Annotated in this window: 21 protein-coding genes; 17 read left to right on the top strand and 4 right to left on the bottom strand. The window is 45.7% G+C overall.

The features are described from left to right. Positions 1-97: 97 nt before the first annotated feature. The 5 genes from ABDW33_RS18905 to ABDW33_RS18885 all read left to right on the top strand — a co-directional run bounded on the left by ABDW33_RS18905 (position 98) and on the right by ABDW33_RS18885 (position 7,463). Positions 98-685 (top strand): carboxypeptidase-like regulatory domain-containing protein, encoded by a 588-nt coding sequence (locus ABDW33_RS18905; protein ID WP_343691649.1) that lies wholly within the window; start codon positions 98-100, stop codon positions 683-685. Between the two features lie 94 nt (positions 686-779). Further along, entirely contained in the window at positions 780-1,382 is a 603-nt protein-coding gene (locus tag ABDW33_RS18900; RefSeq protein WP_343691648.1) for a DNA-3-methyladenine glycosylase, read from the top strand. 345 nt (positions 1,383-1,727) lie between these two features. Next, positions 1,728-3,332 carry a Na+/H+ antiporter gene (locus ABDW33_RS18895; protein WP_343691647.1) on the top strand — a complete coding sequence of 535 codons (1,605 nt, stop codon included), beginning with the start codon at positions 1,728-1,730 and terminating at the stop codon, positions 3,330-3,332. A 121-nt stretch (positions 3,333-3,453) separates the two neighbouring features. After that, entirely contained in the window at positions 3,454-5,277 is a 1,824-nt protein-coding gene (locus tag ABDW33_RS18890; RefSeq protein WP_343691646.1) for a M2 family metallopeptidase, read from the top strand. A 374-nt stretch (positions 5,278-5,651) separates the two neighbouring features. Continuing rightward, on the top strand, positions 5,652-7,463 hold the full coding sequence (locus ABDW33_RS18885) for a hypothetical protein (protein ID WP_343691645.1): 1,812 nt from the start codon (positions 5,652-5,654) through the stop codon (positions 7,461-7,463). A 228-nt stretch (positions 7,464-7,691) separates the two neighbouring features. On the opposite strand, the gene ABDW33_RS18880 is transcribed toward ABDW33_RS18885, so the two are convergent. Then, entirely contained in the window at positions 7,692-8,633 is a 942-nt protein-coding gene (locus tag ABDW33_RS18880) for a putative sulfate exporter family transporter (protein ID WP_343691644.1), read from the bottom strand. A 173-nt stretch (positions 8,634-8,806) separates the two neighbouring features. Further along, positions 8,807-9,193, bottom strand: coding sequence for an HPF/RaiA family ribosome-associated protein (locus ABDW33_RS18875; protein WP_343691643.1), 387 nt, complete (start codon positions 9,191-9,193; stop codon positions 8,807-8,809). A 219-nt stretch (positions 9,194-9,412) separates the two neighbouring features. On the opposite strand from ABDW33_RS18875, the gene ABDW33_RS18870 reads away from it, so the two are divergent. Then, a complete protein-coding gene (locus ABDW33_RS18870) occupies positions 9,413-10,465 on the top strand; it encodes a histidine kinase (RefSeq protein ID WP_343691642.1) in 1,053 nt (350 codons plus the stop codon). A 5-nt stretch (positions 10,466-10,470) separates the two neighbouring features. Continuing rightward, on the top strand, positions 10,471-11,202 hold the full coding sequence (locus ABDW33_RS18865) for a LytTR family DNA-binding domain-containing protein (protein ID WP_343691641.1): 732 nt from the start codon (positions 10,471-10,473) through the stop codon (positions 11,200-11,202). A 21-nt stretch (positions 11,203-11,223) separates the two neighbouring features. On the opposite strand, the gene ABDW33_RS18860 is transcribed toward ABDW33_RS18865, so the two are convergent. Continuing rightward, on the bottom strand, positions 11,224-11,832 hold the full coding sequence (locus ABDW33_RS18860; RefSeq protein ID WP_343691640.1) for a hypothetical protein: 609 nt from the start codon (positions 11,830-11,832) through the stop codon (positions 11,224-11,226). 94 nt (positions 11,833-11,926) lie between these two features. Between ABDW33_RS18860 and ABDW33_RS18855 the strand changes: the two genes are divergently transcribed. The 9 genes from ABDW33_RS18855 (at position 11,927) to ABDW33_RS18815 (ending at position 17,940) form a co-directional block, all read left to right on the top strand. Continuing rightward, positions 11,927-12,403: a carboxymuconolactone decarboxylase family protein gene (locus ABDW33_RS18855; RefSeq protein ID WP_343691639.1), complete on the top strand. Its 477-nt coding sequence runs from the start codon at positions 11,927-11,929 to the stop codon at positions 12,401-12,403. 4 nt (positions 12,404-12,407) lie between these two features. Continuing rightward, on the top strand, positions 12,408-12,758 hold the full coding sequence (locus tag ABDW33_RS18850; RefSeq protein ID WP_343691638.1) for a YciI family protein: 351 nt from the start codon (positions 12,408-12,410) through the stop codon (positions 12,756-12,758). Next, positions 12,758-13,978, top strand: a complete 1,221-nt coding sequence (locus ABDW33_RS18845; RefSeq protein ID WP_343691637.1) for a sigma-70 family RNA polymerase sigma factor — start codon at positions 12,758-12,760, stop codon at positions 13,976-13,978. The genes ABDW33_RS18850 and ABDW33_RS18845 overlap by 1 nt, the downstream gene beginning before the upstream one ends. A gap of 176 nt (positions 13,979-14,154) precedes the next feature. Further along, positions 14,155-14,652 (top strand): FUSC family protein, encoded by a 498-nt coding sequence (locus tag ABDW33_RS18840; RefSeq protein WP_343691636.1) that lies wholly within the window; start codon positions 14,155-14,157, stop codon positions 14,650-14,652. After that, positions 14,649-15,422, top strand: a complete 774-nt coding sequence (gene xth / locus ABDW33_RS18835; protein WP_343691635.1) for an exodeoxyribonuclease III — start codon at positions 14,649-14,651, stop codon at positions 15,420-15,422. The genes ABDW33_RS18840 and xth overlap by 4 nt, the downstream gene beginning before the upstream one ends. Positions 15,423-15,434: 12 nt before the next feature. Beyond that, a complete protein-coding gene (locus ABDW33_RS18830) occupies positions 15,435-15,962 on the top strand; it encodes a hypothetical protein (protein WP_343691634.1) in 528 nt (175 codons plus the stop codon). 74 nt (positions 15,963-16,036) lie between these two features. Next, positions 16,037-16,360, top strand: coding sequence for an antibiotic biosynthesis monooxygenase (locus ABDW33_RS18825; protein WP_343691633.1), 324 nt, complete (start codon positions 16,037-16,039; stop codon positions 16,358-16,360). A 9-nt stretch (positions 16,361-16,369) separates the two neighbouring features. Next, positions 16,370-16,888 (top strand): hypothetical protein, encoded by a 519-nt coding sequence (locus ABDW33_RS18820; RefSeq protein WP_343691632.1) that lies wholly within the window; start codon positions 16,370-16,372, stop codon positions 16,886-16,888. A gap of 74 nt (positions 16,889-16,962) precedes the next feature. Continuing rightward, the gene (locus ABDW33_RS18815; RefSeq protein WP_343691631.1) at positions 16,963-17,940 is read left to right on the top strand and encodes a hypothetical protein; all 978 of its coding nucleotides are present in this window, start codon (positions 16,963-16,965) and stop codon (positions 17,938-17,940) included. A gap of 399 nt (positions 17,941-18,339) precedes the next feature. Here the strand turns inward: ABDW33_RS18815 and ABDW33_RS18810 are convergent, their stop codons facing one another. Next, a complete protein-coding gene (locus tag ABDW33_RS18810; RefSeq protein ID WP_343691630.1) occupies positions 18,340-19,344 on the bottom strand; it encodes an NAD(P)-dependent alcohol dehydrogenase in 1,005 nt (334 codons plus the stop codon). Positions 19,345-19,448: 104 nt separating this feature from the next. Between ABDW33_RS18810 and ABDW33_RS18805 the strand changes: the two genes are divergently transcribed. Further along, on the top strand, positions 19,449-19,796 hold the full coding sequence (locus ABDW33_RS18805; protein WP_343691629.1) for a helix-turn-helix domain-containing protein: 348 nt from the start codon (positions 19,449-19,451) through the stop codon (positions 19,794-19,796). The last annotated feature ends 58 nt before the right edge of the window (positions 19,797-19,854 follow it).

Below are 19,854 nucleotides of genomic sequence, written 5' to 3'. Positions count from 1 at the left end.
GTTTTTAAATACCATCCAACGGGTTGGCTTATATTTTTTTTTATTCTGCGTAAATTTGCACAGACTTTGTATTAAACAGAAAAACCTAATGTACTTTATGAGAAGAATCGTCATGTTGTTTGTCCTGACACTCAGTGTACTTGCCAGCAAAGCCCAAAAGAAAAACATTATTTACCCCGAGGTGTATTTTGATTCAACGCAAGCGAAGAAAGCGTTAGGAATCGGGAAAGGGACAATCGAAGGAAGAGCTTTTACAAAACCCCGGAATGGTTATGGATTCAAAGCACCGTTAGCCAACAAGATCTATGCGTCAAATTCTACGGTGATCTTAATTCCGGTGACGCCTTATTTTGAAGCGTGGTATGCGCTTAGGAAGAAAAAGGAGGGAAAGAAGACATCTGTGTATATGTCAGATGAGGCATATCGCTGGCGATTGGAGGCGAAGACGGATGAGGAAGGACGGTTTTCATTCCAGAAGATGTTGCCCGGCAGGTATTTTCTGCAGGTGATTATCGGGTATTCCACACAGTATACGCAGAATGTATATACGGGTAGTGGGTATAATAGTTATGGAAGAACGGATTATTATACGCCGCAGAGTTATTATGTAGATCATAGTGAGCGGGCGGAAGAGTTTGTAGACGTGAAGGAAGATGGGGAGACAGTGAAAGTGAAGTTGCATTAGGGGGATGAGCATTTGACAGGGAAATAGCACCAGAAGGATTTTTTATTGATCGCCTTTCCTGCTGGGGAGGCGATTTTTATTTATATTCATAGTAATGAAAAAACTGACTGCGAAATTTTACAACCGGCCTGATGTACTGGAGATAGCGAGGGATTTATTGGGCAAGATTATCGTGACCAGGTTTGATGGTATGCTGACGACGGCGAGGATCGTGGAGACGGAGGCATACAGGGGAGTGGTGGACAAGGCGAGCCATGCATATGGCGGGCGGCGTACGCAGCGAACGGAGGTAATGTTTGGAATGCCGGGAAATGCTTATGTGTATCTTTGTTATGGAATTCACTACTTATTTAATATAGTCACCAATCAGAAAGATATTCCCGAGGCAGTGCTGATCAGGGCTGCAGAGCCACTGGAAGGAATTGAGACGATGTTGAAGAGAACGGGAAAGGCGAAGGCAGATTTTACGCTGACGAGGGGACCGGGGAATGTGAGTAAGGCATTGGGCATTGACAAGGCGCATACGGGGGCAAGTTTATATTCAGCAGAATTTTACCTGGCGGACGATGGGTATGTACCGGCCGGGATCGTGGCAACGCCCCGCATAGGTGTTGATTATGCCGGGGCGGATGCTTTACTGGATTACAGGTTTGTGGTGAAAGGAAATAAATATGTGAGTGGTAAGAAAAGTAGTTAGTAACCTGCCGGCAGGCAATCGCGCGAAGTTAGTGCTAGTAGATAATCGTCCGAAGGTTATTACCCTGCCAGCAGGCAATCATCCGAAGTTTAGTGCTAGTAGATAATCGTTCGAAGGTTAGTAACCTGCCAGCAGGCAATCATCCGAAGTTTAGTGCTAGTAGACAATCGTCAGAAGGTTAGTACCCTGCCAGTAGACAATCGTCTGAAGTTTAGTGCTAGTAGACAATCGTCCGAAGGTTAATACCCCAGTTTATTCAGATAAGATTAAAAGAAGATAATACCGGGCTTTCCCGCTTTTCACTTTCCGTTGTTGACATCTATTATACCAAAATCTATCGCCCATATGCATTTCACCTTTACGGTCTATATTGGAATTCTATTAGTCATTCTTTTTTTAGTGATGCTCGCCGGGCGGTTAAAGATCTCATACCCTATCGTATTGGTGATCGGGGGGCTGGCCATCAGCTTCATTCCCGGACTGCCCCAGATCAGCATTGATCCGGAACTGATCTTCCTGATCTTTCTTCCTCCTTTATTATATGAAGCGGCGTGGCAAACCAGTTGGAAGGAACTGTGGCGCTGGCGGCGGATTGTGAGTTCATTCGCTTTTTTAATTGTGATATTGACATCTGGCGTGATTGCCCTTGTATCCAGTAACCTGATTCCGGGGTTTACGCTCGCATTGGGTTTTTTGCTGGGAGGGATCATTTCCCCGCCGGATGCAGTGGCTGCTACCACGGTATTGAAAGAGATCAAAGTGCCCAAGTCGTTAGTCAATATATTAGAAGGAGAGAGTCTGTTGAATGATGCGTCCAGTTTGATTGTATTCCGGTTTGCACTGGTGGCTGTGACGACGGGGAAATTTGTATTTCATGAGGCGGTGACGAGTTTCTTCCTGGTGATTTCAATGGGTATCTTAATCGGTCTGGCGATAGGAATGATCTTTTATGCCATTCATCGCTGGTTGCCCACGAATGCGAGTATGGATACGGTACTGACATTTGTAGCGCCTTATGTCATGTATATCTCTGCAGAAAGTATGCATTTTTCCGGGGTATTGGCAGTGGTAACAGGTGGTTTGTTCATGTCGAACAAGAGCCATCATTTCCTCACTCACCTGAGCCGGATCAGGGGGGTAAATGTATGGTCCACCATAGGGTTTGTATTGAATGGAATTATCTTCCTGCTGATAGGGCTGGAGTTGCCGGTGATTGTGCGGCAGCTGGGAGAGGTCTCTTTTTGGAGTGCGATTAAGTATGGACTGATCATCACACTTGTAGTAATAATCATGCGTTTGTTGTGTACCATGGGGGCGTCGTTGTTTACGCGGCTGGTGAGCAGGTATATCAGGACGGCGGATAATAATCCGGGGTGGCGGTTACCCTTTGTGTTTGGCTGGGCAGGGATGAGAGGGGTGGTCTCGCTGGCATCTGCATTATCTATTCCTTTGATGATGGATAAGCACCATGCGTTTCCCAAGAGAGACCTGATCCTGTTTATAACGTTTATGGTTATTTTGATCACGCTGGTGTTTCAGGGAGTGACGTTGCCATTGGTCGTGAAATGGATGAAGCTGGGCGAGGACCGGTTCTTTATGCCGGAGCATGAACAGGAAGCGATCATGCGGAAGAAGATGGCGTCGTATGCGTTGGACCTGTTGAACAACAAGTATGGAGCGGAGATTGCGGGCAATGACTTGCTCGTGTCTTTGAAAGCAAGGCTGGAAGGGGATGTAACGTTTGCGCAGAATTATATTGCTTCTGAAGAGGGGGACGAGGCGGTGTCGCATAAGATCGGGAGGTACCGGGTGATATTGACGGACCTGATCAATGAGCAGCGGGGTATCCTGCGGAAGATGAACAAGAAGGATAGTATAGATGAGGAGATCATCAGGAAGCACCTGGCACAGTTGGACCTGGAGGAGGAGTACCTGGTACAGCGTTTTTGATGGTGTTCCCAATCGGCTGGTTGTGAACGCTGCATGACCGGGAATGTTCATTCCGTTGCCACTCCGCTATTCTATGAACACAATATTTTTGCCTACATTCACCTGGCAAAATCTAACCTTTATGAATCGTATTACCCTTGTCGCTACAGGTGCCCTGCTATCGCTGGCGGCCTGTCAATCTTCCGACAGCAGTAAGAACCAGCTTACCCGGCAACAGGCGCAAACCTACCTGGACGGCTACAATAAAGAATACCAGGACCTTATTTACAAAGACAACCTGGCGCAATGGACGCTGAACACCCGCATCGTAAAAGGCGATACCATCAGCCAGCAACTGGCAGATGCAGCCGATAAGGTAACAGCGGAATTTACGGGTAGTAAGGCAAACATCGACTCTGCTCAAAAATACCTGCAACTCAAAGATCAACTCACCCCGCTGCAGGTAAGGCAGTTCGAAGTGATCCTTTTCAACGCAGGCAATAACCCTGCTACTGCCGGCGATATCGTGACCCGTCGTATCAGTACGACTAACAAGCAATTATCTGCACTTTATGGGTTCAAGTTTACGATCGATGGTAAACCCGTTACTACCGGTCGCATTGATGAAATACTTGAATCTTCCGATAACTTACAGGAAAGAAGAAAAGCCTGGACTGCCAGCAAAGAAGTGGGTAAGACCCTGAAAGCAGGTCTCGACTCTCTTCAATACCTGCGCAACGCATCGGTGACCCCACTGGGTTATAAAGATTTCTTCGATTACAACGCCCGTGAGTATGGCATGAGTGAGGATGAGATCATCAAACTGACCCGCCAGTTCGTGACTGAAATATGGCCCCTCTACAGGGAACTGCATACCTGGGCGCGTTATACACTTGCCGCGCGCTATAAACAACCTGTTCCGGATTATATTCCTGCGGATTGGTTACCTAACCGCTGGGGCCAGGATTGGTCTTCCCTGGTAGATGTAAAAGGCCTGAGCATTGATTCTATCCTGAGAGTACATGGTGCTGAATGGATGGCCCATCAAAGCGAAGCGTTCTATAAGAGTATCGGGTTCGATGCGCTGCCACCTGTTTTCTGGGAGAAGAGTAGCCTCTACCCGGTGCCGGCCGATAGTCCATTCACCAAGAATAACCATGCTTCTGCATGGCATATGGATCTCGCAAATGATGTTCGCTCGCTTGAAAGCATCACCCCGACGACCGATTACTGGAGTACGGTCTTACATGAATTTGGACACATCTACTATTATATGTCTTACAGCCGCCCGGAGATTCCGGTGATACTGAGAAGCGGTGCAAACAGGGGCTTCCATGAAGCATTTGGTACGATGATGGGATTAGCCTCCCTGCAAAAGCCATTTCTTGAGAACCTGCATCTTATTCCTGCAGGGACCACTACCAATGATACACTCAAGTTGTTGAAAGAAGCGTTGAGCTATGTAGTTAGCCTGCCGTGGAGCAGTGGTGTGATGACGGAGTTTGAGTACAACCTTTATGCGAAGAAATTGCCGAAAGATCAGTACAACCAGCAGTGGTGGAAGCTGGTGAAACAATTCCAGGGAATTGTACCGCCTACGGAAAGGGGAGAAGAGTACTGCGATGCGGCGACTAAAACCCATATCAATGATGATCCTGCCCAGTACTACGACTATTCAATTGCAAGCGTGCTGGTATTCCAGTTTCATCAGCATATTGCGGATAGCATCCTGCACCAGGATCCGCATGCCACTAATTATTGGGGGAATAAAGCGGTGGGCGATTTCCTGAAAAAAGTAATGAGCCCGGGTGCCAGTATTGACTGGCGGCAACAGCTCAGGGATGATCTGCATACAGACATGAGCGCCAAACCAATGGTGGCCTATTTTAGTGTGTTGATGGATTACCTGAAGAAGGTAAATGCGGGTAAGAAATATACATTACCGGAACAACCTGTTTTTGAATAATAACATACAGTATTTGTGGAAGGGGCGTTGACAAAATGGAATGCGTGTTTTTTCACAAGAGAAAGGAGGTGGCTCAAAAAGTAGGTGAGGCACCTCCTTCTCTTTTTTACCGGCATTGTGCCGGAATGAAAGTCAAAGATCATTAAAAAAATATTGGTCTTTTAATATGATATATACTATATTTACGCCTGTTACTACAACTCAAATAAAGAAGATATCCTTAACAAATCCCAAATAGAACATCACTCAAATAACAAGTAACACCCCTTATTATTTATTTATCCTATCCATTCGTGTAGCCGGATTAGCTGTTGTCATTATCTCAGTTCAGAATCAATTCCACATATCATCACACGTTAAAAAAAACGCACAACATGAAAAAGCCCCTACTTATTGGTATTTCCCTCATGGCAGCTGTGACCCTCACCTGGCTGGGCGCCTGCAACAGTAGTCATAACAACAAGACCACAGAAAGTGCAACCGGAAACGGTCCCTACTCCCGCATCACACTCCCCCAGGATGCGATGGCCACCTGCACTATTTCGAAAGATTCATTTAATACCTGGTTTCAAAGCGGTCAAGCCAGTGAAAACGGCGCGGTTACACCCGCTAATAGTGTCACCTTTCCACATCAGGACAACTGTGATTTCTATCAATGGTCAGAACGTATGTTCCTGTGGCTCACTTCCTCTTCTGCGCAGTATGGCGGTTCAGTAATGGCTTCCCCGGTATTCTTCGATGTAGTGTCCGATTCGGCAGGTAATTTACAGATGCAGCGACATATCGCTGGCATCATTCCAACAGCGAATAGCAGCCTTGATAAGAACGGACCAAACAGGCTGCCCGTTTTCAGGGACAAACAAGGCCGTCTGTTCGAAGTCATGGTCCATAAGGCCGGCGAGAAGGTGGTGTTTAAAAACAAAGCCGGTAAACTAATAGAACTGGGCAAGGTAGAAAAGACTGCGAATGCACAGGTGCTGCTTATGGACAAAGCCGGTAATAAGATCGAACAGGCGCAGATCGTTACGAAATTACACAATCCTGATAGGGTACTCCATGCATTTCAGACACCCACAGGCACCGTGGTCTTGGATATGGGCAACAAAGAAGTGAAATTAGAAGCAGAAGTGACACAGGCTACACTGAATGCCCTGATCGCGCAGAACAATTCCCTGGTGTATTACATCACCATGGTAAATGACATGTATGCTTATTACCTCACAGCTGTCAAAGATCCAAATTTCAAGAACGACAGCATCTCCAGCCTGCAATTTCCTACCACTGCAGCAGCAAGGACCTGTATTGTAAATTATGCAAAGGCACATGGCTATCCTGTACCTACCGACTCAAATGCGCTGACCATGGAACTGAAAACATCCTGGGTGATAGCAGACAGCCTGGCTAATCCACAGGACTATTTCCTGATGGATGCTATGATCCCCACATATACCGCCTCTTCTGACACACTATGGAAACCGTCCGGACAAAAAAAGGCAAAGCTGGCATTGGTAGGTATACATATTGTCGGCAGTGCAGCGGGCCACCCCGAGATGATATGGGCAACATTTGAACATCACAGTAATACACCGAATGCTGCCTATCAGTATCTCGATACCAAAGGCCAGGTGAAGACAGTTGCTGCAGATAAAGGCCGCTGGCTCTTTAACAGCAATGCAGCTGATACACCCTATAACGTTAACTATATTAACTACGACCCAACTACACAAAACCTGGTAGCAGCAAATTCCAAAATTGGTATAGCACCCAGCAATACGCAACGCCTCTTTCCATTCGGTGCGGCAATGGATTCCATCCCCAACCAGCAGGATACCAGCGCCTCCGCATCCAACACTGAAATTATCGCTATCAACAACGCGGTCATGGGCCTCATACCGGGTGCTGACATCAGGAAAAACTACGTATTCATTGGCGCCGTATGGACATCAGGGGGCTCAATACCCAATGGAAATGTCTATAATCCAAGAGATTCCATTTCCGGGCTGGCCATTGGTACCAGCCTCCTGGCTAACAGTACGATGGAAACCTACTTCCAATCCACCAGCTTCACCTGCTTTACCTGTCACCATGGCGCCTCATTGGCCCCCAGCGATTTGAGCCATGTCTTCAGCAAGATAAATCCCCTGAAAGCCATGTTGGATAAAATTGATAAGGACCAGAAGAAATAAGAATATCCCTGCCTTTCAGGACGTTTATTCCCGCTTTGGGAATCCCGGCTGGTAGCGGATGTTATGATATAAAAAAGAAGCCTTCTCAATGGCGTGCCTCCTAAAAGTGTCTAACTTTTAGGAGGCACGTCAAATCATCCGGACAGCTTCTTTTTGGTGCATTTTTAAAATAAAGCGCTTTTTTCAGCCATATGATACCTGATGTGATAGAAGTCATTTCAGGTGATCTCAGGCCAGTGTGATGATAGACCAGAGTGCAGCTCCTGCGATGATCACCCATAGTAGGATGCCCTGGATAAATGGCCGGATGCCAACTGCTTTGAGCACTTTTGCATTCAATCCACAGCCAATTAAGAACAATGTCAGCGTTAATCCCGCCTTGGAAATATCTACCACATAATGCCCAAATTGTTGCACCAATGGTACATATGTATTCAATATCATTGCTACTATAAAGAACCCGATAAAGACCGGAATTTTAACTTTCTTTTTATCAAAACTGCTCAGCAAAGAAAGCGGGATGATCCACAATGCCCTCGCCAGTTTGACGGTTGTTGCCACCTGCAATGCTTCTGTACCATATTTACTGGCAGCCCCAACTACAGAACTGGTGTCATGTATTGCGATCGCACTCCACAAGCCAAACTGTGTCTGTGAAAGATTGAGCAAATGTCCGACAACAGGAAATATAAATAAGGCCAGGGAGTTCAGGATAAAGATCGTTCCGAGTGCGACAGAGATCTGTTTTTCTTCTGCTTTGATTACGGGAGAGATGGCTGCTATGGCACTTCCTCCACAGATAGCCGTACCGGCAGAAATTAAATAAGAAGTTTTCCTGTCTATTTTTAACAATTTGCCAAACAGGTAACCGAAGAACAATGTACCGATGATAGAGGCTATAGTAAACAACAATCCCTGGCTACCCGCGTGTACAGCACTCGTTACATTCATGCCAAAGCCCAGGCCTACGACTGAGATCTGTAGTAACAAATGGGTGGCCTTGTGATTTAAATGTAAGTACGGATGCCCGACAAACTGGGCGATTACGAGTCCCATCAATAATGCAATAGGTGGCGTAATAAGAGGTGTAAGACAGCATACGAATGCCAGTAAAAAAATGACTTCTCTTGTCGTGAGACTTACGGTCCGGTCTAAAAATGTTTTATTCATCGTTTCCATAATGCACACAAAGGTCTGCTGTTGTGCTGGCAAATGAAAATCGCTAATAGTAATGGGTTATAACATTAAGTTATGAGAAACCGGGAAAAATGGAATGCTGAAGTTATAAAAAAAGGGGTGGTAAAAGATACCTTTTACCACCCCTTCATAGAAAGAAAAACACACTATTTCACTACATCTTCTAATTCTACGTCTTCATTGTTGTCACTGTCCTCCTGCATCAGTACATCCTGGATATTTGACTTATCCTGGTGCCTGTAGCCGTCCTCTTTTCTACCCCTGACCTTTGCGATCTGGGCCTGCAGTACATCCACACATTCATTTACCGCAGGTTCAAAATGAGGACTTACTTTCTTTACAAAATGATCTTGTCCCGGCACTTCCAGCCTGATTTCGCAGTAGTTATTCTCAGGCGTACTATCCGGGCCTTTATATAAAGTAACGTTTGCACGTACGATCTTGTCTGTTTTTAACGTGTTCAGCTTTTCACGGATATATGACTCAAGTGCATTGCTGGCTTTAAATCCGAGAGATTGAATAATTATATCCATAGTTCTATATTTTTACAGTTAGTAATACAGGAATTGTGCCAGACGGAATCAGTTTATAAACTGATGATGGTTAGTGGCCTTCTGCAAACCTTTATGTATTTCGTCAATTATTTCATGTCGTTCATATAGCAGCCTTACCCGATTCCCTTCCTTTTGCGTAACTTCAGTATGATGCCGAAGTGGTTTTACAAATACAAGCTTTATCACATTCCCTTCTGGATGTTGTACCAATACATCTGGTGGGCAGTGGCCTTTGGCAATCCCATAAAAGCGGCTGTGACCATTTTTTCCACGACTTTATTTCTCAAATATTTCACGTACGTTTTTTGGGAAACGCTGGCGGTGTATTTTAACTTGTATTACCTGCTGCCCCGTTATTTTGAAAGAGGCAAATATTCCACGTATGTAGTGCTATTGGTAGCGACTACGTTGTTGACTGCGGGGTGCATCGTACCGGGATATTACCTGACCGCTTCACTGGCAGGTACCACTGTTAAAGAATTATTTCATACAGATAGTTTCCTGAGCATCATACTGGCCAATTCCCTTCCCAGCACCGTTGCTGCCATGACACTTGCCATGAGCATCAAACTCGGCAGGAGCTGGCTGCAAACTCAACGAAGGGAACAAATGCTGGAAAAGGAGAAACTGGAAACAGAATTGAACTACCTGAAGTACCAGTTTAATCCTCACTTCCTATTCAATACCATCAATTCTATCTTTTTCCTTATCCATAAGAACCCGGACATTGCCTCCGCCTCGCTGGCGAAATTCTCTGATCTGCTGCGCCACCAGTTATATGAGTGTAATGACAGGCAGATCCTGCTGAATAAAGAAATTGCTTACCTTGAAAATGGAATTGAACTGGAGCGGTTAAGGCAGAATGCCAATGTAGAGGTTGATATCCAGTTACCTGTATTGTACGATACCAGGTTGGGGATCGCTCCCTTTATATTAATGACTTTTGTGGAAAACGCCTTTAAGCACGTCTCAAAGCAGGCAGATCAGCCTAACTGGATACAGATAGACCTGCAGATCGACGGGCAGGATTTAAAACTGGCAGTATCGAATAGTATCGCTGGTATTACAGAAGAGCAAAAAGTGATGCATTACGGAGGAATCGGGTTGAAAAATGTACGCCGCCGGCTGGACCTCATGTATCCCGGTCAGTATGAACTGGCTGTAAACAGTAATAGCTCCTCTTTTTCCATCCGGCTCACGTTACAATTGTCTGTATTGCAAAGCGCACCCATCATGCATAAAATCGCCTGAAACAGATGTTAAACTGTGTAATCATAGATGATGAACCACTGGCCCGTGAAGGAATGGCCGATTATGTGAAAGAAATAGATTTTCTCCACCTGGTAGATACCTGTGAAAACCCCGTGGCGCTCATGAAACTAATGGATCAGCATGCCGTTGACCTGATCTTCCTGGATATTCAAATGCCTAAAATGAATGGTATCGATTTCCTGAAGATCATTCAGAAACCACCTATGGTGATTATCACCACTGCCTATCCCAGTTATGCACTGGAAGGCTTTCAGCTGAACGTGATGGACTACCTCTTAAAACCGATCACCTTTGACCGGTTCTTCAAGGCGGTGAGCAAGGCCAGGGAGTACCACCAGCTGGTGAACAGGGCTACGGTGCAAAAGGCAGAGGCTACCACCGACTATTTCTTTATCAAGTGTGGCAGCAAATATGAAAAGATCCATTTTGAAGATATCCTGTATGTAGAAGGTATGCAGAACTACATTACTATTTACACCGTAAAAGGGAAATATGTAACATTGCTGTACCTGAAAAACCTGGAACAGAACCTCGATAGCCAGGCCTTTATCAGGGTACACAAATCCTACATTGTAGCCATCAATAAAATAGAGGCGATTGAAGGAAATGAGATCTTTATACAACAACACCGGATTCCCATCAGCAGGAACTACAGGGAACAGGTGATTGAACAGGTAGTGTCCAACAAATTGTGGGATAAAATTCGTTTTTCATAGCTGTCGGTCAAGCCATGATCGTCAGAAATTGAAGAGCGCATGCACGTTGAAAAGCTGGTGTGTGACTCCCGTAATACCTGCTACATAAGCTAATCCAACTTCTATATTTCTTCTCCGGTAAGACCTGCCGACAGCAAATCTAACACCGCCATTGAGGGCTACACCGGTCGAAAATTCAGTCGAGTCGCCGGTTATCCTGGTGTTATTGTAAGTATCTATGTAGGTTTCCTGGTAAGTTCTGTATTGTATACCATATCCTGCTCCGCCATAAAATCCAACCCGGTTACGTGATTTTTGGGAAGACCCTGCGCCATAATTAAAATTGAACATGAAGGGTAACTGAACGATGTAACTTGTCCAGTCATCGCTCACTACCGCATTCCCGTAAGTGGCATTATAATAATAGCTGGCATAACCCACGCGCAATGGCGCATTGATTGAAAACGCGTATTTTTTGTTTTCCATAAATGTAAAGCCAGGGGTATATGCGAGGGCAAAGTAGGGATGCTGCCTGGAAAATCTGGTTTCATCATGCATCAGGCTGATTCCTAATCCATGGGTAAAATGCTGGGCCTGGCCGTTAAAAAAAGCAAACAGGCAGATAAGGATGATAAACGGACTTTTTTTCATAGGATATATTGGATTACAAATTTATAAAATAAATATGTATTGATTTTGTCCAATTCAGAATATCCCGGTTGTCATAAGGGCAAAATCACAAATCATGAAAACAAGACTTAATTATTTCCAGCAGGCCAGCAATCCGATGAAAGCTTTAAGTGGGTTCGCACCGTATCTCGCAGAATCTGTACTTGACAAATCCTTGTTAGAATTGCTTTATTTTCGGGTATCTCAGATCAATGGTTGTGCTTTTTGCCTGGATATGCATAGTAAGGAACTGCGTGCCATGGGAGAGCAGGAGCATCGGTTGTATGTAATGAATGCGTGGAGAGAAGCTGCTTTCTATTCAGAGAGGGAGCGTGCAGCACTGGCTTTTGCAGAAGCGCTGACTAAAGTAGAACATGGGGAAGTGCCTGATGAGGTGTACAATGCAGCGGCGGCACAATTTTCAGAAGGAGAGCTGGTAGACCTGGCCATCGCTATTGTTGCCATCAACAGTTACAACCGGTTGAATATTGCATTTGGATCACCATTGCCGGTAGGCAGTTATAAAGTTGGCATGTTTGCCGAAAAACATTAATACTATGAACGAGTTTTTATTGATCTTCAGAAGAGATAATTCCAAAGAAGCACAACCTTCTCCCGCGGCCTTACAGGCGAGCATCAAACCATGGCAGGTATGGCTGGAGAAGTTGGCGGCTGATGGTGCGCTGGTAAGTCATGGAAACCGTCTTCAACCGGAAGGGGCTGTGATCAAAGCGGGTAAGATTGTAACAGATGGTCCTTACCCCGATATCAAGGAAGCCATTGGTGGGTTTGTGGTCATCAGGGCGACAGATCTGCAGGCGGCTACTGAGATAGGGAAAGACTGCCCTGTATTAAATGCGCCCTGGAACGGCTCTGTTGAAGTACGTATGCTAATGAAAGAAGCGTAATGGAAGATCAGGCGTTGCTTCCCTATTTATTCAGGACAGAGTACAGGAAGATCATTGCTGTACTCTGTCAGCTATTTGGTATCGCTCATATTGAAATTGCAGAAGATATAGTGAGTGATACGTTTCTATCTGCAACTGAGTTGTGGAGCCAGCAGGGTATTCCTCCAAATCCTGTGGCATGGCTGTATACCGTGGCAAAGCGAAAGACGCTGAACCACCTGAAGAGAGATCATTTATTTTCGAGAAAGATACGTCCGGAGATAGCGAAATCCAGCCATGAGATGACAGAAATGGATATAGATCTGTCTGATCAGCGTATTCATGATAGTCAGCTGGCGATGATCTTTACCGTCTGTCACCCGGGTATACCGGAGGAGTCACAGGTCGCGTTGGCATTGAATCTCCTGTGTGGTTTTGGTGCACAGGAAATAGCGGATGCCTTTCTGACCAATAAAGATGTCATTTACAAACGCCTGCAAAGGGCAAAGGAAAAGCTGAAAGCAGACCAGATCCCTATTACCCCTCCTTCCGCCGGGGCAGTGAATAGCCGTTTGGATACGGTATTGACTACTTTATACCTGTTGTTCAGCGAAGGGTATTATTCTACCTCGCAGGATACGACTTTAAGAAAAGACCTTTGCCTGGAGGCGATGCGGCTGACCTATTTATTGGTATCTCATCCGCCTGCGGCCTTACCTGCGGTCAATGCGTTGCTGTCATTGATGTGTTTTCATGCATCGCGGTTTGAAGCCCGGGCAGATCAACAGGGGGGCATGATCCTGTATGATGAGCAGGATACCAGCCTGTGGAACCAGGAACTGATCGTAAAGGGAACGTATTATTTAAACGAGGCTGCGAGTGGCGGGATATTGACGAAGTATCACCTGGAAGCAGGTATTGCCTACTGGCATACGCATAAGGAAGATAGCCGGGAGAAGTGGGTGCAGATCCTGTATTTATACGATCAGCTGGTGCGGGTAGAGCCGTCTCCGATAGCTGCACTGAACAGGATTTATGCATTAGCAAAAGTAAATGGAAATGCAGCAGCGATAGAAGCGGCTGCATTGTTGCCATTGACGGATAATCATTTTTACTATGCCCTGTTGGGCCACCTGTATACACCGCTGGATCGTACGAAGGCCATGGTGCACTTCCGGAAGGCATTGTCACTGGCGGTAACGGCGGCTGATAAGGAGGCTATCAGCAGGAAGTTGCGGTAGTTTTTTTATTTTAGCCGGTGTGTTAAGAATGCCGGAGTCTTTCTGCGTTTCCTTATTTTGCATGACGAAACTTTACCGGGAATGAGATTTGGGTTTGATTATTTATATAATGATCAGCAGCTCCGTTTCCTTGCAGGCATGCGGAGGTTTTTATACTATTAATTACCTTTGCACGCATGGAGATGACGCAGCGACTACGGAGCTTGTTGCTTTACATTGCGCAATGTTTAGCAGGCACGGCGATTGGATTTTACCTGTATACATTGTATCCCACTATCGGGGCCTGGTGCCTGATATCTATTATACTGGTATTGGCGCCTGACAGAAAGGATGCCATGACACTGGCAAAGACCCGTATCAAAGCTAACCTGGTAGGCGCTGCCATCGGTCTCGTCATCTTTTTTATTCACCCGGTGAACCTGTTGATGATCTGTGTAGGAATTACCCTGTCCATAATTGCCTGCGAACTGCTGAAGTTACAGCCAGCTACCCGCTCCGCTGCGATTGCAGTACTGATCATTACCATGCATGAATCAGGCAGGCATTTCTGGGATGTGGCATTGGAGAGAGCAGGTGGTGTACTCGCAGGTTGTGTAATCGGAATGCTGATCACATGGGTATTTCATGCTACCATTATCAGGTCTGCAAAAGTCATACGAAAAATAGGAAAATGAAAATAGCTACTTATAATGTGAATGGGGTAAATGGCCATCTGGCAGTATTACTTCGCTGGTTGAAAGAAACATCACCGGATGTGGCATGTTTGCAGGAATTAAAAGCACCACAGGAAAAGTTTCCCGAAGAAGCTATCCTTGAAGCCGGGTATACTGCTATCTGGCATGGACAGAAGAGCTGGAATGGCGTAGCTATCCTGTCAAAAGTGGGTAAACCGGAAGAAGTAAGACGCGCATTGCCGGGAGATCCCGAAGACCTGCACAGCCGGTATATAGAGGCCGTTGTAAATGGTATTACCATTGCCTGTTTGTATCTGCCCAATGGCAACCCGGCGCCCGGTCCGAAGTATGAATATAAGTTAGGTTGGTTCAAACGCCTGCATGCACATGCACAGGATTTAATAAACAGTGGCCGGCCGGTTATCATTCTCGGGGATTATAATGTGATACCAACAGAGAAAGATGTATATAAGCCTGCCAGCTGGGTCAATGACGCGCTCTTTCTGCCGCAGACCCGCGAAGCTTTTGAAGAGCTGAAGGCACAGGGGTGGACAGATGCGCTCCGGAAAATGTATCCGGATGAAACGATATATACCTTCTACGATTATTTCCGCAATGCCTATGGCAGAAATGCCGGATTAAGAATTGATCATTTTCTGGTAAGTCCGGATGTAGAGAAAAGATTGATTGCCGGCGGAGTAGACAAGGAAGTGAGAGGATGGGAAAAGACGAGTGATCACTGCCCGGTATGGATTACTATAAAAGACTAGTACTTTTATGCTATGAAAATAAAATCCTTATTACCGTTTGACCGCTATACCCTGGTAACCAGGCTGACTGTAGCTGAAGTGATGCTGCGACTGGACGCGAATGTAGCCCCGAAAAAACTAACTTCTAACCTGGTGGTAACACGGTGGGGGCAGAAAGAGAAGTTGGATAAACCTTATGCCGGCGTCATTAACGGGCAGCATTTTGATATATCAAGGGTCATTAACTACAAGAATTCTTTTTTGCCTGTGATAAAGGGGGAGGTTGTTCATTTCCTGGGGCAGACGGAAATAAAGGTAAAAAGTAGTCCTCATATAGCAGTTCTCGTCTTTTCAGTATTCTGGATGTCGATGGTGTTTTTGGGGTGTGTGGCAGTCACTATAGCGAATATAAAAGATGGATTTGAGCCAACATTGTTAATACCCTTTGCGATGTTAGTATTTGGGAGTTTATTATTCACCATTCCCTATAAAATAGAAGCAAGAAAATCTAAGGCATTCCTGGCAAACCTGCTGGAAGGAACGGAAGTGAAAGAGGCATAGCTGCATACTTTTACAATGAAGTTCAACGTGCAGCAAATAGTTGCCGGCTTTCCAGGAAGCAACAAAAAATAAGCATGATGATAGCCCAAACACCACCACCACCTTATTATGCAGTCATATTCACTTCGCTCAGAACGCCTGTGGAAGACGGATATAAAGATACCGCTACCCTGATGATGACATTGGCACAGACCCAACCCGGATACCTGGGTGTAGAATCTGCAAGAGAGGGTGTGGGTATTACAGTGTCTTACTGGGAAAGTCTGGAGGCGATCCGTCACTGGAAGCAGCAGGCAGACCACCTGATTGCCCAGCAAATGGGTAGAGAGAAGTGGTATGCGCAGTATAAGACGAGGATCTGTCTCGTGGAAAGAGATTATGGTTTTGATAAAGAATAATACATTGTTATGAATATTACATCCCTGTTACCTTATCAGCATTTTACGCTGAGTAGCCCACTACCATTAGAAGAAATTAAAAAAAGATTATTGGACAATTGTGACCCTTCCATTTCATTGATTAGTGCGCCTCATGGAGTAAGGAGCCTGGGTGGTAAACCATATGGGGGAATGGTCTCCGCTGATGGTTTTGAGATATTCAAAGTGGTTTATCAGAAGAACCTGCATTTGCCCATATTGAAAGGCAAATTTGAATCTTATCCCGGCAAAACAGCAATTAAAGTAACTGTGCAGCCGCAGCTGATGAGTTTAATGGTTTTTGTGGTGGCTACTATTATGATCGCCTGTATAGTGACAATGCCGAAGATGTTTGTTGGCTTTTTAGAAGTGCCTTTGTATTTCAAGGTATTCGGCAGCGTGATGGTCGTGCTGGCTTTTGCCAGGACCGTCTATGCATTTCACGTGGAGAGCAAATCCAGTCAGCAGTTCCTGGCGAACCTGCTGGAAGCTGAAAGACTAGATGGTTAGTCGTATAGCTATATGAGTGGTCGCAAACGCTTGAATTAAGTGCTTAATTTGCCTTCGTAAATTATAACTATACTATGAAGGTCTTATTGCTGCTTGCTTATCTGACAGCGTTTTCTTTGTTTTGCGCTGCACAGGCGCCTCTGCCTGAAAAAAATCTAAGCATTTTCGGAAGGGGGATGTATCCCGGGGATGATTCAACCTATGCTTTATTGCAGGATGCGGGGTTTAATACTGTGTTGCTATCCAGTTTCTATATTCATGGAGATGGAGATCTGTATTCCGGTGATGACAACAAGCATCCGGTGATCCATGATGGGAAGTGGGTGGGAGATACTGCCTACCTGCGTAGGGTGGCGGCTTTGAAGAAGACTGCAAGAATCGAGATCCTGCTGGAAGGCAGGTGGTATAACCAGCCTCCGAATACATTTGACTTTATACGGGATTGGGTGGATGCGACAAAGCAGGTACCTGGTGTGGTAACGGGAACGGGTAATAACAGCACCCTGTTTAAGATCTGCCAGGTATTGAAGGAAGTGGTAGGGGCGGATGCATTTTGTATTGATGATGAGTCAGTATATGACACGCACTCTGTTATTGAAATGGGAAAGATAGCCGCGAGGTTGAAGATGCATATGACCTTGTGTCCGTTTAGGGTGAATGATTTCTGGAAAACAGTCGTAAAGGATACGGATCCTAAGATCGTAGATGCCATTTACCTGCAATGTTATGATGGTGGTACGAGGGCGAATCCGGGTACATGGAAAGCAGCCACGGGTGCGGTACAACCGGTGTACCCTATTTTTATGTGCAGGGGGGCGTTCAGTACCTGTGAGAGTTCGCATAACAGTAAGACGGTGACTGAGATAAAGGATGAGATGATACGCTTCAAAGCCGGGTATCCTGAAATGAGTGGGGCTAGTATCTGGCAGATGGCGGATGTAAAGAGCTTTGTAATTAATAATTGTGCGGTAACAAATCCGGCCTCCGGTTCAGCGACAACTGTGAAGGAGTTCCTGGCACAGATAAAAGAAAGTTTAAGTACGGGTCTTTAAAAAGGACCTGCGATTATACAAACAAGGGCCGGTTGCATGTGCAGCCGGCCCTTATTTGTATGCAGCCAGCTTATTTTCTTACGGGGTTATCTGTGCGGGATTCCATCAGGGAGAGAAATTTCCGGATTCTGGAAGATTAATAGGGTAGGGCTGGTTGAATATCGGTTGATTTACAGTTAGTTATGTTTTGTTTAACGTCTTGGCATTGGTTTGGCAATATATCATACAGAGAATGAGAAGTAATCAATCTTTTTTCCAGATGGAACACACCGGGGTTCTTCAGGACCCTGGGATTGTTCCTCACGATAACAAACGACGAAGCTAAAGCCTTACATAATTCATGCTGACTATTTTGGGGGAATGCTAAGAGGAGGGAGCGAGAGTTCCCTCCATCTTTTTTTAGAGTGTGATTACGAGTTTACCGAAATGTCCCCCGCTTTCCAGTTCCCGGAATGCCGCTTGTACTTCTGCAATGGGATACACCTTATCGATTACCGGTTTGATCCCGGCTTTCAGCAAATCCCGGAAGCTTTCGCGGCTACCTACTGCCAGTCCTGCGAGTCGTTTGAAATTCAGGTTCATATCTCCGTATACATCCAGTGTGATCTCAGACCCGGTCAAAGCACCGGCTGTGCATACCCATCCATTTACCTTCACGGCCTGTAAAGACTGGCGAATGGTATCTTTCCCACCCACATCCAGTGTCACATCAGCGCCTATACCCCCGGTCAGGCGTAGTACTTCTTCCTGCCAGTCAGGGTGCGTTTTATAATTGATGACGGCATCTGCGCCCAATGTCTTTAACCTGGCGGCTTTGGCATCGGAACTGGTGGTGGCAATTACCCGCGCCCCTGCCTGAAGGGCTATTTGCAGGGCGAACATAGAAACCCCTCCGGTACCTTGCACCAAGACGGTTTGGCCGGGTTGTATGTTGGCAATATTGATCAACCCCTGCCAGGCAGTGACACCTGCCACGGGCATGGTAGCTGCCTCTTCAAAGGACAGAGAATCAGGGAGTTTTACCAATCCGTAATCCGGCACAGTGACATAATCGGCCAGCACGCCCTGTGTCTGCCATCCGATGCGTACGGCATCTTTCAACGCGATCCCTTCACCTGCCAGGAAATTCTGTACATAGGTCAGTGCTACCCGGTCGCCGGTCTTCCAATCGCTTACTGCTTCACCTACTGCTGTTACTATTCCTGCACCATCGCAACCAGGAGTATACGGAAAGGGGAGCCCGGTTGGGAAGTCTCCTTTTACGATCATGAGGTCCAGGAAATTTAATGATACTGCTTTAATATTTACCACCACTTCATGAGCCGCGGGTTGGGGGATGCTTGTCGTGCCTACCTTCAGTGCATCAATTCCTGTTTTGTCTATTTGTACGATTCTGTTTTGCATATCCTTATTTTTGTATTGCAAAATTGGACCCGTACGGGGCGAAAGTCAAGTACTGGGAATTTAATCACCAGGTGATAATTTAATCACCTTTTAAGGTTTGAGAGATGTATACAAGGAAAATCCCCCGTTTATATAATTGTTCGCTGGAAGTAACCATGGAAGTAATGGGTGGTAAGTGGAAGCCATTTATCATCTGTTACCTGCAGCATGGGCCCAAACGCCCCAGTGAGCTGCTAAAAATGATCAATGGTGCCAGTAAAAGGGTCATCAGTCAGCAGCTGAAAGAGCTGGAAGACCATGATATTATTGCAAAGAATGTGTATGCGGAAGTCCCGGTACGTACGGAGTATTATCTCACAGACTATGGTCGGGAGCTATTACCTGTCGTATTGATGATGGAGCAATGGGGGAGAAAGTACCAACCTCACCTTGAAAATAAGCGGACCGCGTAGTCTGAAATTTTCACATTTTTTTTACAATTAAAATCTGAGACTTTACTAAATTGGCAGC

The sequence above is a fragment of the Chitinophaga sp. genome (assembly GCF_039596155.1).
Taxonomy (GTDB): domain Bacteria; phylum Bacteroidota; class Bacteroidia; order Chitinophagales; family Chitinophagaceae; genus Chitinophaga.
This window is presented reverse-complemented; position numbering and strand designations above follow the sequence as displayed.